Source organism: Piscicoccus intestinalis NBRC 104926, from assembly GCF_001515525.1.
GTDB classification, from domain to species: Bacteria; Actinomycetota; Actinomycetes; order Actinomycetales; family Dermatophilaceae; genus Kineosphaera; species Kineosphaera intestinalis.
The window spans coordinates 1-12742 of sequence record NZ_BCNQ01000132.1; the positions used below are offsets into that span (position 1 = coordinate 1).

Below are 12742 nucleotides of genomic sequence, written 5' to 3' on the forward strand. Positions count from 1 at the left end.
CTGCGCCGCCACGGGCCGACCACCGCGGACGCCCTCGCCTGGGGCGAGCGGGCCGCGATCCGGCTCGCCGAACTCGACTCGGCCACCGAGCGCGCCGGACAGATCGAGGCCGAGCTGCGCGACTGTCGCGGCCGGCTGCGCCACCGCGCCGACGAACTCACCGACGCGCGCCGCGAGGCGGCCGGGGAGTTGGCCCGGCGCGTCACCGCCGAACTGGCCCAGCTCGCGATGGCTTCGGCGCGCGTCGAGGTCGTCGTCGAACCCACCCCGCGGCCCGGCCCGCACGGCGCCGACACCGTGCAGATCGCCCTCGCCGCCAACCCCGGCAGCCCCGCGCGCAGCGTCGCCAAGGCCGCCTCCGGCGGCGAGCTGAGCCGCATCATGCTCGCCATCGAGGTCGTCATCGCCGACGCCCTGCGCCGCAGCGAACACTCCGATCCTGCGGCCGCCGGTGGTGCCGCCGATGACGCCGACGACGCTGATGCCCCCGCCGCGGCCGCTGGCGCAGTTGCCGCTGCCGATGACGCCGACGGTGACGACGCCGAGGCATCCGCCGACGCCGCAGCCGCTGACGACAACGCCGCGGGCGCCGGCGCGGCCGCGTCCGCGGGTGCCTCCGTCGACGCGGTGCCCACGTTCGTCTTCGACGAGGTCGACGCGGGGGTGGGCGGTCGCGCGGGGCTGGCGATCGGCAGGCGGCTCGCGGCGCTGTCGCGGTCCGCGCAGGTGGTCGTCGTCACCCACCTGCCGCAGGTCGCGGCCTTCGCCGACCGGCACCTCGTCGTGCACAAGACCGACGACGGGCACGTCACGGCCAGCGGGGTTCGGGTCGTCACCGGCGAAGACCGCCTGGCCGAGCTCGCCCGGATGATGGCCGGAACCGACTCCGACATCGCCCGGCAGCACGCCGCCGATCTGCTCGCCGAGGCCGCCCGGCGGCGCGACACTCCGACCGATGCCGACCAGGCGACCCATGCGACCCATGCGGCCGCCACGGAGCCCGATGCCGCGGGCGAGACAGCGGGCGACGCTGCGCCGCAAGCGTCTTCACCGCGGCGCCGGCGGGCTCGAGCGGCGGGCTGAGGCCGCGACACTCCCGGGCGCACGCGCGCGGACCGTCGCGCCGAGGGGCCGCCGCGTCGATGACGTAAGATCAAAGCCCGTGGTGCAGACCAAACACATCTTCGTCACCGGGGGCGTCGCCTCCTCGCTCGGCAAGGGCCTGACGGCCTCCAGCCTCGGCCTCCTCCTCCGCGCGCGCGGGCTACGCGTCACCATGCAGAAGCTCGACCCGTACCTCAACGTCGACCCCGGAACGATGAACCCGTTCCAGCACGGCGAGGTGTTCGTCACCGACGACGGGGCCGAGACCGACCTCGACATCGGGCACTACGAACGCTTCCTCGACGTGCCGCTGAGCCAGCAGGCCAATGTGACTACCGGGCAGGTGTACAGCCGGGTCATCGCCAAGGAGCGCCGCGGGGAGTACCTCGGCGACACCGTCCAGGTCATCCCGCACATCACCAACGAGATCAAGGAGCGGATGCGTGAGCAGTCCGTTCCCCGCGGCCCCGACCGGCGCAGCGTGCCGGACGTCATCATCACCGAGATCGGCGGCACGGTCGGCGACATCGAGTCGCTGCCGTTCCTCGAGGCCGCCCGGCAGGTGCGCCACGACCTGGGCCGCGACAACTGCTTCTTCCTGCACGTCTCGCTCGTGCCCTACCTCGCCCCCAGCGGCGAGCTGAAGACCAAGCCCACGCAGCACTCGGTGGCCGCGCTGCGCCAGGTCGGCATCCAGCCCGACGCCATCGTGTTGCGCGCCGACCGCGAGATCCCGCCGAACCTCAAGCGCAAGATCGCGCTGGCCTGCGATGTCGACGTCGAGGGCACGATCGCCTGCAGCGACGCGCCCTCGATCTACGACATCCCCAAGGTCGTGCACTCCGAGGGCCTCGACGCCTACGTCGTGCGGCGCCTGGGCCTGATGTTCCGCGACGTCGACTGGACCGACTGGGACCGGCTGCTGCGCCGCGTGCACGACCCCGCCCACGAGGTCGAGATCGCCCTCGTCGGCAAGTACATCGACCTGCCCGACGCCTACCTGTCGGTCACCGAGGCGATGCGCGCCGGGGGCTTCCACCACGACGCCAAGGTGCGCATCCGCTGGGTCGCCTCCGACACGTGCGCCACACCCGAAGGGGCCCAAGAGGCCCTCGGCGGCGTCGACGCGGTGCTCGTGCCCGGCGGCTTCGGCGTGCGCGGCATCGAGGGCAAGCTCGGGGCGCTGACCTGGGCCCGCACCCACGAGGTGCCGACGCTGGGCATCTGCCTCGGGCTGCAGTGCATGGTCATCGAGTTCGCCCGCGAGGTCGCCGGCATCGAGGGCGCCAGCAGCAGCGAGTTCGACCCCGACACCCCCGAGCCGGTCATCGCGACGATGGCCGAGCAGAAGGAGTTCGTCGAGGGAGCCGGTGACCTCGGCGGCACGATGCGGCTCGGCTCCTACCCCGCCAAGCTCGCGCGGGGTTCGGTGGTCGCCGACACGTACGGGCGCACCTCGGTCTCCGAGCGGCACCGGCACCGGTACGAGGTGAACAACTCCTACCGCGACCGCCTCAGTGAGGCCGGCCTCGTGTTCTCCGGCACGTCCCCGGACGGCACGCTCGTCGAGTTCGTCGAGCTGCCGAAGGAGACCCACCCGTACTACGTCTCCACCCAGGCGCACCCGGAGTTCCTGTCCCGGCCGCACCGCGCGCACCCGCTGTTCGCCGGGCTCGTCGAGGCGGCCCTGGACCGGCAGCGCGCGGGCCGGCTCGTCGAGGTCGAGCGCCCGCAGCCCGGGCAGACCCACGACGAGAGCTTCATGGAGGCCGGCGCGTGACCGACTCCGACACCGCGGACTCGGCGCCCCCCTCGGGTCTCGACGCCCCCACGCTGCCCGCCGACCGGCTGCGCGACCGGCACGAGCCTCGCCCCGCGCTGAACCGCGAGGTGCGCTACCACGGCATGGTGTGGGACGTGCAGCGCGACACCTTCGACCTCGGCGACGCCGGGGTCGTGCAGCGCGAGTACCTCGAGCACCCCGGGGCCGTCGTCATCGCGCCGTACCGGGAGCGCGACGGCCGGGCGCAGGTGTTGATGATCAGCCAGTACCGCCACCCGGTCGGCACCTACGAGTGGGAGCTGCCCGCCGGTCTCCTCGACGTCGCGGGCGAGGACGCGCATGCCGCGGCGGCCCGCGAGCTCGGCGAGGAGGTCGACCTCGTCGCCGGCACCTGGCACGTGCTCGCCGACTTCTACTCCTCACCCGGCGGCATGAACGAGGCGCTGCGCATCTACCTCGCGCGCGATCTGACGCCGGTGCCCGCCGCGCAGCGCCACGAGCGGGAGGCCGAGGAGCTCGGCATGCCGACCGCGTGGGTCGATCTGGACGACGCCGTGGCCGCGGCCCTGTCGGGGCGGATCAACAACGCCGGCGCCGTCGTCGGCGTGCTGGCCCTCGACGCCGCCCGCCGCCGCGACTGGGTCACCTTGCGCGACGCCGAGGCCCCGTGGCCGCAGCACCCCCGCTGGATGTCCCGCTGAGGCTCAGGCGAGCTGAGCGGTGGTGATGCAGGTCGCGTCCTGCGGGCCCGTGCTGATCGGCTGGGTCGCGGTCTTGCCGTCGCGGGTGATCGTCAGCGTCGCGGAGATGTCGCGGGGCAGCCACACCGCGACGAACCCGTTGTCGTAGATCGTCGTGTCCTCGTCGACGAGCACCTGGCCGTCGGCGCCGGTGACCTTGACGTGCACGGGCGCGTTGCGCAGCTCGCCCAGGCACGTTGTCAGGCTGTGGAAGTGGCACTCGTGCGTCGACGACTCGTACGGCGCGACCGACAGGTAGAAGCCGTTGTCGCCGGAGATCGGCATCGACACCGGCTCCGCCTGGCCGTCCGAACCGGCGGCGCCCTGGGCCTGCGGCCGCGACAGCAGCAGCTCGTCGGGGCGCACCGAGGCGATGAGGTCGGTCGGGCGCTGCGCGACGCTCGTCGTGTCGAGCTTCTCGATGACCTGCCGGGTGTCCAGGCCCGCCAGGCCGTGCTCGGCGAGCATCGCCTGCGCGTCGGTCGCGGTCGCCCCGGGGGAGCCGGTGCCGGCGGCGGGTGAACCGGCCTCCGAACTGTCCGAGCCGACCGCCGAACTGGTCGGAGCGCTGGCGGGCGCCTGTTCCTGGGGCGTCTGGTCGGCGCTCTGCGGAGCCGAGCCGCAGCCGGCGAGCGCGAGGGTGGCGGTGAGGGCGAGGGCGGCGAGGCGCGACGTCATGTCCGCACCTTATGACCGGAAACGCCCGTCTGAAGTGCCAGAAGTCCCCCGGATCAACAGGACTGGAGAAGCGGACAGGATCTGACCGCTGGGGTTCCTAGCGTGTGTGGTGACGGAACGACCGGAGCCCCGGTCGCCGGCCGACGAAGGGACAGCCCGATGAACGCCCAGAGCACCCAGAGCACCCAGAGCGCCCAGAGCACCCAGAGCACCGAGAACGGCCTGACCCCCGATCGCACCGAGCTCATCCAGGTTCTCGCCGAGCACCGCGGCTTCCTGCTGCGCACCGCGGAGGGCCTCACCGAGGAGCAGGCGCGCACCGCCAGCACGGTCAGCACCCTGACGATCGCGTCGATCCTCAAGCACGTCGCCGACACCGAGGAGCAGTGGATGGCGTTCGCCGTCGAGGGCGAGTCGGCCTTCGGCGACTCGAGCGTGTACGACGCCGACGTCGACTGGGAGGCGGTCGACGCCGAGGCGGCGACCAACGACGGCGACTGGTCGGGCAGCGAGTGGGAGGACGACCGGTTCACGCTCACCGACGCCGACACCCTCGACGCGCTGCGCGCGCGCCTGGCGCAGGTCGCCGCCGGCACCGAGGAGATCCTGCGCACGGTCGACCTCGACAGCAGCCACGCGCTGCCGCCGGCGCCGTGGTTCGAGGCGGGCACCAGCTGGTCGGTGCGTCGCGTCGCGATGCATATGCTCGGTGAGATCAGCCAGCACGCCGGGCACGCCGACATCATCCGGGAGGCGATCGACGGGCAGCGCACGATGGGGTAGGGATGGTGCGCAGGCCGGCTGCGCGGCCCCCGACGAGCAGGAGCGACATGACGAGCCCGTTCGGTGACCTTCCCGCCACGCCCGCGCGCGGGCCCCTGCCCGTGCGGGCGGGCGGGCCCGTACGAGAGCTGCTGCGGCCGGCTGCACCGCGGCGAGGCCCGCGCGGTCACCGCCGAAGACCTCCTGCGCAGCCGGTACGCCGCCTTCGCCGTTGGCGACCGCGCCTACCTGCTGCGCACCTGGCATCCCGCCACCCGCCCCGCCGACCTGCGCCTCGACCCGGCGCAGCGGTGGACGGGCCTGGAGGTGCTGGCAACCGATGCGGGCGGAGGCGACGACGCCGTCGGCGAGGTCACCTTCCGGGCGACGTTCAGCGCCCAGGGCCGAGCGGGCTCGTTCGTCGAGCTTTCTCGGTTCGCCCGCCGCGGCCGCGCGTGGGTGTACGTCGACGGAGACACCGAGCCTGCCGACTCCTGAGTCGGCAGGAGTCGTCAGCAGGCGTCGCGCCGCCGCCGGGCGTGACAGGGCGCCGACGCCCGTCAGCGTGCGCGCGTGCGAGGGCGCCGGGAGCCGTTGGCCCGGCTCACGTCGAACGTCTCGCGCAGGAAGGCCTCGATGAGGCCGGCGACGTCGGCGGCCTGGTCCATGAGGAGCAGGTGACCGGCGTGCGGCACGAGCTCGAGGCGGGCGCGCGGGATGAGCGCGGCGATGAGCTTGGCGTTGGCCAGCGGCACGACGCTGTCGTCGGTGCCGGCGATGACCAGCGTCGGGCAGCGCAGCGCCCACAGCCACGGCAGCCCGCTCCACGTGCTCACGGCGATGGCCTGTCCGAGCAGCGACAGCGGGTCCGGCCCGGCCTGGTTGATGGCCGTCTCGTAAGCGGTGAGCGCGTCGTCGTCGCGCGCGACGACCCCGCCGTACGCGCGGCGGGCGAGCGTGCGCGCCCACGGCCGGATCGGGGTCTGGTGGGCGAGCACCGTCATGCTCGAGATCGGGTCCGTGGGGATTCCGCCCGCCCCGTACACGGCGGCGACGAGCACGAGCCGGCGCACGAGCCGGGGGCGGGTGAGCGCGAGCTGCTCGGCGACCGTGCCGCCGAAGCTGTACCCGACCAGGTCGAGTTGCCGCAGGCCGAGGTCGGTGGCGAGCCGCTCGCACATCGAGGCCAGGGTCGGCACGCACAGCGTCGGGTACGTCGAGGGCGACTTGCCCATGCCCGGCTGGTCGAACGCGACGACGCGGCGCGTGCGCGACAGGATGTCCACGAGGGGGGCGAGCACCTCGAGATTGGCCGAGGAGCCGTTGACGATGAACACCGCCTCGGTCTCCCGCGGGCCGACGTCGAGCACCCGCACCCGGTGGCCGAGCACGGTCCTCATCCGGGTGCCGCGCATCTGCGCGGCGGCCGCGCGCACGGTCCGAGCCGGCCGGGTCTGCGCGGTGGACGCCGGTTCGGCGGTGGCGCCGTTGCGGCGCGAGCCGTCGTCGGCCTTCTTGGGCGAGCGCCGCGGCGATGTCGCCGACGTGCCTCGAGTGCGTTGCGTCACGGTGAATCCCTCCTGTTCAGGGCGTCGTACGGCGCCGCCACGGCGGGCCGGTCGCTCGGGGGTGGCGTCGCCCGAAGGCGTCGCAGCCGCCCGGCCGGGGCGATGAGACCCCGTGCGCAGACCACATTTCAGGCTACCCACCGACCCGATCGGCGGTCCCCGCGATCCCGGGAGGCTGACACGTGAGTGTGCGCAACGCCACGTTCGAGCACACGGCCGGGGGCTGCCTCCCTAGCATTGGACGCATCGAGACAGCCGGGCCGAAGCGGCTCGGCGACCTTACCTGATCGCCCGCCTCCGCTCGACGGCGCCGACGAGCCACTGACGAGCCACCGACAAGTTGGCGGTCGAGCGAGCCCGCGACGGTCCCGAAGGAGCCGGAAGGAGCCCGAAGGAGACGCGCCCAAAGGAGACGGTGATGAACGACGCGACGCAGGCACCCCGGCGACGCTCGCGATGGCGCCGGCGGTTGGGCATCGGCTGCCTCGGGCTCCTGGTCATCGGCGCGATCGCCGCCGCGGCGCTGTGGGTCACCAAGCCGTGGGCTCCCGTCGTCGAGGTCGTCGACCCCGGGCCGGGCGGGGTGCGGGTCAGCGCGGACGGTCTGCTCGGCAACTACTACGCGGCCGACGAGAAGGCCCCGGGCGTGCTCGTGCTCGGCGGCTCCGAGGGGGGCCTGTCGACGTACGCCGACCTCATGGCCCAGGCCCTGCGCAGCGCGGGCTATTCCACGCTCGCGCTGTCGTACTTCGGTGGCCCCGATCAGCCGCAGGCGATGGACGCGCTGCCGCTGGAGACCTTCGATGAGGCGTTGGAGCATCTCAAGAGCAGGCCGAAGGTGAACCCCGAGCGGCTCGCGGTCATCGGCGCCTCCAAGGGCGGCGAGGCCACCGTGCTGCTCGCCGCGCGGCACCCGGAACTGAAGGCCGCGGTCGGGCTCGTGCCGTCGAGCGTCGTCTGGCAGGGCATGGATCTGCAGCAACCGTGGCGGATGAACTCCATTACCTCGACGTGGAGTGACGGCGGGCAGCCGGTGCCGTACCTGCCGTACTCCGGTTTTCCGACCGGCGACCTCGTGACGATGTACTCGGCCTCCCTGGAGCACCTCGGCGAGCACCAGGACGCGATCATCCCGATCGAGCGCGGCCGCGCGCAGGTGCTGCTCGTCTGCGGCGAGGACGACACGATGTGGCCGGGGTGCGAGATGTCCCGGCAGGTGCAGCGACGCGCGCAGGAGCACGGCGGCCCGTCGGTCACGGTGCTCGCCTACCGGGATGCCGGGCACTTCGCGGGCGGCCCGCCGGTGCCGACCGACAGCGAGTTCTCCTCGCGCCTGGCCGACATGGGAGGCACCGTCGAGGGCAACGCCGCCGCCCGCGCGGACGGCTGGCCGCGGATTCTTCAGCACCTGCAGCGCGCTCTGCGGGGCTGAGCGGGCAGGCTGGGGTCGTGAGTCCTCGTAGCCCCCGTAGCCCTCGCATCGTTGCCGCCAACCTCGCCGACTGCCGCGACCTGGCGACGCTCTTCGGGCGGCGCGGCGCCGCGGCCACGTGTCAGTGCCAGCGCTACCGGCTGGCCCGGGGCGAGTCGTTCGCCGGCACGCCGGTGCGGGTGCGGGCGCAGCGGCTGCGCGAGCAGACGGCCTGCGGCGACCCGGAGTCGGCGACGACCAGCGGGCTGCTCGCCTATCTCGGCGACGAGCCGGTCGGCTGGTGCGCGCTCGCTCCGCGCGCCTCCTACGAGGGCCTGGTGCGCAACGCCAACCAGACCGCCTGGCGGGGCCGCGACGAGGACCGGGGCGACCCCACGGTCTGGGCGATCACCTGCGTGTTCACCCGCCCGGGCCGGCGTGGTCAGGGCATCGCCTCGGCCCTGGTCGAGCACGCCGTGACCGCGGCGCGCAGCCGCGGCGCCGCCTGCTTGGAGGCCTACCCGATCACCGTGGCGGAGGCGACCTGGGGCGAGGAGCACCCGGGCCCGCTGAGCATCTACCTGGCCGCCGGGTTCGAGATCGTGCATCGGCCGTCCGCCCGCCGGGCCGTCGTGCGCGTGGCCTTCTGACGCCCGGAGGCACCCCGCCTCCGGGCGCCCGGGGCCCGCAGCGGCCGTGGCGGTTGCCTACGATGGGGGGCGTCGATCGCGCCCCGCACCGTCTATGCGGGGGCAAGAAAGGAATAGCTCGTGCTTCGAACGCACCCCGCCGGCACCCTGCGTGCCGAGCACACCGGCGCCTCCGTCACCCTCACCGGCTGGGTCGCCCGCCGGCGCGACCACGGCGGCGTCGCCTTCATCGATCTGCGGGACGCCTCGGGCGTCGTGCAGGTCGTCGCCCGCGACGAGGTGCTCACCGGGGCCGCGCACGACCTGCGCAACGAATACTGCGTCAAGGTGACCGGCGTCGTCGCCCCGCGCGACGCCAAGGACGTCAACCCCAACCTGCCCACCGGGCAGGTCGACGTCGTCGCCTCCGACATCGAGGTGCTCAGCCCGAGCGCCCCGCTGCCGTTCCAGATCGACGAGCGCGTCACCGTCGGCGAGGAGTCTCGCCTCAAGCACCGCTACCTCGACCTGCGTCGCCCGGGGGCGCACAGCGCCGGGTCCGCGATCCGGCTGCGCAGCAAGGTCAACGCCGCGGCCCGCGAGGTGCTCGGCGAGCGCGACTTCGTCGAGATCGAAACCCCGACGCTGACCCGCTCGACGCCCGAGGGCGCCCGCGACTTCCTCGTGCCCGCCCGGCTGGCTCCCGGCTCCTGGTACGCCCTGCCGCAGAGCCCGCAGCTGTTCAAGCAGCTGCTCATGGTCGCCGGCATGGAGCGCTACTACCAGCTGGCCCGCTGCTACCGCGACGAGGACTTCCGCGCCGACCGGCAGCCGGAGTTCACCCAGCTCGACATCGAGATGAGCTTCGTCACCGAAGACGACATCATCGAGCTCGGTGAGCAGATCGTGCAGCGCATCTGGCGGCTCATCGGCGTCGAGTTGCCGACCCCGTTCCCGCGGCTGACGTACGCCGACGCGATGGCCCGGTACGGCACCGACAAGCCCGACCTGCGCTTCGACCTCGAGCTCGTCGACTGCACCGACTACTTCAAGGACACCCCGTTCCGGGTGTTCCAGGCCGACTACGTGGGCGCGGTCGTCATGCCCGGCGGCGCCTCGCAGCCCCGCCGCACCCTCGACGGCTGGCAGGAGTTCGCCCGCCAGCGCGGGCACAAGGGCCTGGCCTACGTGCTCGTCGGCGAGGGCGGCGAGCTGAGCGGCCCGGTCGCCAAGAACCTCTCGGAGACCGAGCGCGCCGGCCTGGCCGCGCACGTCGGCGCGAACCCCGGCGACTGCGTGTTCTTCGGAGCCGGCCCGGCCAAGTCCGCGCGCGCCCTGCTCGGCGCTGCCCGCCTGGAGATCGGCAAGCGCTGCGACCTCATCGACGCCGACGCGTGGAGCTTCCTGTGGGTCGTCGACGCCCCGCTGTTCGAGCCGGCCGGGGAGGCCGTCGCGGCCGGTGACGTGGCCGTCGGCTCCGGCGCCTGGACCGCGGTGCACCACGCGTTCACCTCGCCCAAGGACGAGTACCTCGACACGTTCGACGTCGACCCCGGCTCCGCGCTCGCCTACGCCTACGACATGGTGTGCAACGGCAACGAGATCGGCGGCGGCTCGATCCGTATCCACCGCCGCGACGTGCAGGAGCGCGTCTTCACCGTGATGGGCCTGAGCGAGGAGGAGGCGCAGGCCAAGTTCGGCTTCCTGCTCGACGCGTTCGCGTACGGCGCCCCGCCGCACGGCGGCATCGCCTTCGGCTGGGACCGCATCGTCATGCTGCTCGGCGGCTTCGACACGATCCGCGACGTCATCGCCTTCCCCAAGTCCGGCGGCGGCTACGACCCGCTGACCGACGCGCCGGCCCCGATCACCGCCGCCCAGCGCAAGGAGGCGGGGGTCGACGCCAAGCCCGACAAGCCCGCCAAGGGCTCGCAGGACACCTCGGCGGTGGCGCCGGTGCAGAGCTGATGAGCGAGCCGGTGCCCGCGCAGCAGGTTGTACCACCCGGGCAGATCAAGGCGGTGCTCTTCGACGCCGACGGCGTGCTGCAGTATGCCCGGGACGGGTGGTTCGAGCGGCTCGACGCGATGGCCGCCGTCACCGGGGACGCCGCCGAGGCGTTTCGGGAGGATCTGTGGCGCGCCGAGATGCCGGCGCTGCGCGGGCAGGAGAGCCTGCGCGAAGGGATGACCCGGCTCGCCGGTCGGTACGGCCTGGGCGAGCAGCGCGTCGACGAGCTGGTGTCGTTGTGGGACAACATCCGTCCCGACGAGGGTGCCTGGCAGGTCGTGCGTGACGTGCGCGCGGCCGGCCTGGCCACCTACCTGGCGACCAACCAGCACGCCTACCGCCGCGACATCATGATGCGGATCGGCTACGGCGACATCGTCGACTGGGCCTTCTTCTCGTGCGACCTGCGGGCCGCCAAGCCGGAGCCGGAGTTCTTCGAGACCGTGCTGGCGCGCCTGCAGCTGCCCGCGCACGAGGTGGCGTTCATCGACGACCTGCAGGTCAACGTCGAGGCCGCCGCCCGGCTCGGGATCGTCGCCCTGTGGCACGAGCGCACGGCCGGCGCCGGGGACCTGCGCGCGCTCCTCGCCTCCGCCGGAGTTCGGCTGCAGCGGTAGGCGGCTCACTGCCCCTGGGCGAAACCCGGGCTCCGAGTTGAGCTGTTGTGCTCAGGCTCGGGGCGCGGCGCGCGCGCACCCTGTCGGTATCGCGGGTGGGACCGCGATATCGACATCAGGGGGACATCATGAGCAACCTTCTTCGCGTGCCCGTCACGCTGGCCGTCGTCATGGCGGCCACCGGCGCGGCCGCGCTGGCGACGACGCCGGCGACGGCCGCCACCGCACACAACAGTGTGTCGAATGGTCAGGTCATTCACCGCGCTGAGGCGGGGTCGGCCGGTGCGACGGGCGCGGGCGTGACTGGGGTCGCCGCCAAGCCCCGCTACCGCTTCACCGTGCTGGACCGCTCGATGCCCGGCGGCGTCGGGACGGCCGGCGTCTTCGTGTCGGGCATGTCGAGCAACGGGGTCGTCGCGGTGATGACCACCGAGCAACGAGCCGATCGTCCGCGCTTCGCCCTGCTCGATCGCGGCGGCTCGCTCGGTCGGATCCGCCTGCCGCGCTCGTCGGGCTGCACGCTGACCGGTGTGCAGGACGTCAACGCCTCCCGCGCCGTGCTGGCGTCCGGCATGTGCAAGGGCAGGGAGCGCGCCTTCGTCGTCGACGCCCGCGGCCGGGTGCGGCAGCTGCCGACTCCCAAGGGGTTGACCGCGGCGTCGATGGAGCTCAACGACCGCGGCGACGTCATCGGCAGCGTGTTCGGCGGCTCGGAGAAGAAGCCCGTCTCCAAGAGTGCGTACTGGCCCGCCTCCGGCGGGGTTGTTCTGCACGATCAGGTCAAGGACACCGGGTACCCGTGGGCGCTGTCGAACACCGGCATCGTCGTCGGCTCGAACGCCCGGTCGGTCGCTTCGTGGGCCAAGGCCAGCACTCGCATGGCCCGCTCGATCGCGGCCCCGCCGGTCACCGCGTACGGCGGCGACATCTCGCCCGACGGCACGCACATCGTGGCCTCCCGCCAGGGTGCCTCGTTCGTGCTGCGCCGCGGGGCGCCCGCCCGGCCGCTCGCCAGGGGCTCCGGCTTCGAGGCCCAGCGTGTCAACGACTCCGGTCGCGTCGTCGGCCTGCGGTACACGGGAGGCGGGTACCTGCCCGCGGTCGCCGACCGCGGGGTCGCCTACAACCTCAAGGGCCTCGCCGACATCCCCGACGGCTGGCAGCTGTGGCCCACCGACATCGCGAACAACGGCGACATCGCGGCCCAGGCGCAGGCGCCCGACGGGAGCCAGCACGCGGCGCTGCTCGTCGCTCGCCGCTGAGGTGTCAGCGTTCGGCGACGACCGCGACCGCCCCGGCCGCGAGCTCGAGGGAGCCGGTGACATCGGCTCCGGCGACGAGGTCGCGGCCGGAGGCAGCCACCCGCACCGGCTCGGTGGAGTGGTTGAGCACGAACAGCCAGGAGCCGCCGGCGCCGACGCGGCGCACGCGCTCGACGCC

Annotated in this window: 13 protein-coding genes; 10 read left to right on the forward strand and 3 right to left on the reverse strand. The window is 73.4% G+C overall.

The window, feature by feature from the left end; genetic code table 11:
* The 3 genes from PINTE_RS23365 to PINTE_RS16925 form a co-directional block, all read left to right on the forward strand.
* Positions 1-1083: DNA repair protein RecN (locus PINTE_RS23365; protein ID WP_505803898.1), on the forward strand; the 1083-nt coding region annotated here is incomplete at its 5' end.
* 79 nt (positions 1084-1162) lie between these two features.
* The gene (gene pyrG, locus PINTE_RS16920) at positions 1163-2884 is read left to right on the forward strand and encodes a CTP synthase (RefSeq protein WP_068433124.1); all 1722 of its coding nucleotides are present in this window, start codon (positions 1163-1165) and stop codon (positions 2882-2884) included.
* The gene (locus PINTE_RS16925; protein WP_068433125.1) at positions 2881-3588 is read left to right on the forward strand and encodes an NUDIX domain-containing protein; all 708 of its coding nucleotides are present in this window, start codon (positions 2881-2883) and stop codon (positions 3586-3588) included. Before pyrG ends, PINTE_RS16925 begins: the two co-directional genes overlap by 4 nt.
* 3 nt (positions 3589-3591) lie before the next feature.
* Here the strand turns inward: PINTE_RS16925 and PINTE_RS16930 are convergent, their stop codons facing one another.
* Positions 3592-4305, reverse strand: coding sequence for a CueP family metal-binding protein (locus PINTE_RS16930; protein WP_174524025.1), 714 nt, complete (start codon positions 4303-4305; stop codon positions 3592-3594).
* Between the two features lie 159 nt (positions 4306-4464).
* On the opposite strand from PINTE_RS16930, the gene PINTE_RS16935 reads away from it, so the two are divergent.
* Positions 4465-5088, forward strand: coding sequence for a DinB family protein (locus tag PINTE_RS16935; RefSeq protein ID WP_084343721.1), 624 nt, complete (start codon positions 4465-4467; stop codon positions 5086-5088).
* A gap of 63 nt (positions 5089-5151) precedes the next feature.
* Positions 5152-5565, forward strand: coding sequence for a YchJ family protein (locus PINTE_RS16940; protein WP_068433126.1), 414 nt, complete (start codon positions 5152-5154; stop codon positions 5563-5565).
* A gap of 62 nt (positions 5566-5627) precedes the next feature.
* Here PINTE_RS16940 and PINTE_RS16945 read toward each other — a convergent pair whose 3' ends face one another.
* Complete coding sequence (locus PINTE_RS16945; protein WP_068433127.1) at positions 5628-6635, reverse strand: alpha/beta fold hydrolase; 1008 nt, start codon at positions 6633-6635, stop codon at positions 5628-5630.
* A 418-nt stretch (positions 6636-7053) separates the two neighbouring features.
* On the opposite strand from PINTE_RS16945, the gene PINTE_RS16950 reads away from it, so the two are divergent.
* From PINTE_RS16950 to PINTE_RS16970, 5 genes are all read left to right on the forward strand, one after another.
* Positions 7054-8067: an acyl-CoA thioester hydrolase/BAAT C-terminal domain-containing protein gene (locus PINTE_RS16950; RefSeq protein ID WP_068433129.1), complete on the forward strand. Its 1014-nt coding sequence runs from the start codon at positions 7054-7056 to the stop codon at positions 8065-8067.
* A 17-nt stretch (positions 8068-8084) separates the two neighbouring features.
* A complete protein-coding gene (locus PINTE_RS16955) occupies positions 8085-8696 on the forward strand; it encodes a GNAT family N-acetyltransferase (RefSeq protein ID WP_068433131.1) in 612 nt (203 codons plus the stop codon).
* Between the two features lie 120 nt (positions 8697-8816).
* The gene (gene aspS / locus PINTE_RS16960) at positions 8817-10643 is read left to right on the forward strand and encodes an aspartate--tRNA ligase (protein ID WP_068433133.1); all 1827 of its coding nucleotides are present in this window, start codon (positions 8817-8819) and stop codon (positions 10641-10643) included.
* Positions 10643-11302 (forward strand): HAD family hydrolase, encoded by a 660-nt coding sequence (locus PINTE_RS16965; protein WP_068433135.1) that lies wholly within the window; start codon positions 10643-10645, stop codon positions 11300-11302. Before aspS ends, PINTE_RS16965 begins: the two co-directional genes overlap by 1 nt.
* Positions 11303-11430: 128 nt before the next feature.
* A complete protein-coding gene (locus PINTE_RS16970; protein ID WP_157087323.1) occupies positions 11431-12564 on the forward strand; it encodes a hypothetical protein in 1134 nt (377 codons plus the stop codon).
* 4 nt (positions 12565-12568) lie between these two features.
* Here PINTE_RS16970 and PINTE_RS22125 read toward each other — a convergent pair whose 3' ends face one another.
* Complete coding sequence (locus PINTE_RS22125; protein ID WP_281178967.1) at positions 12569-12730, reverse strand: Beta-galactosidase C-terminal domain; 162 nt, start codon at positions 12728-12730, stop codon at positions 12569-12571.
* Positions 12731-12742 lie beyond the last annotated feature (12 nt).

Excerpts from the sequence above, each read along its gene's own strand:
- PINTE_RS16970 (WP_157087323.1), top strand. The coding sequence starts at position 11,431 with ATGAGCAACCTTCTTCGCGTGCCCGTCACGCTGGCCGTCGTCATGGCG.
- PINTE_RS16935 (WP_084343721.1), top strand. The coding sequence starts at position 4,465 with ATGAACGCCCAGAGCACCCAGAGCACCCAGAGCGCCCAGAGCACCCAG.
- PINTE_RS16930 (WP_174524025.1), bottom strand. The coding sequence starts at position 4,305 with ATGACGTCGCGCCTCGCCGCCCTCGCCCTCACCGCCACCCTCGCGCTC.
- PINTE_RS16965 (WP_068433135.1), top strand. The coding sequence starts at position 10,643 with ATGAGCGAGCCGGTGCCCGCGCAGCAGGTTGTACCACCCGGGCAGATC.
- PINTE_RS16950 (WP_068433129.1), top strand. The coding sequence starts at position 7,054 with ATGAACGACGCGACGCAGGCACCCCGGCGACGCTCGCGATGGCGCCGG.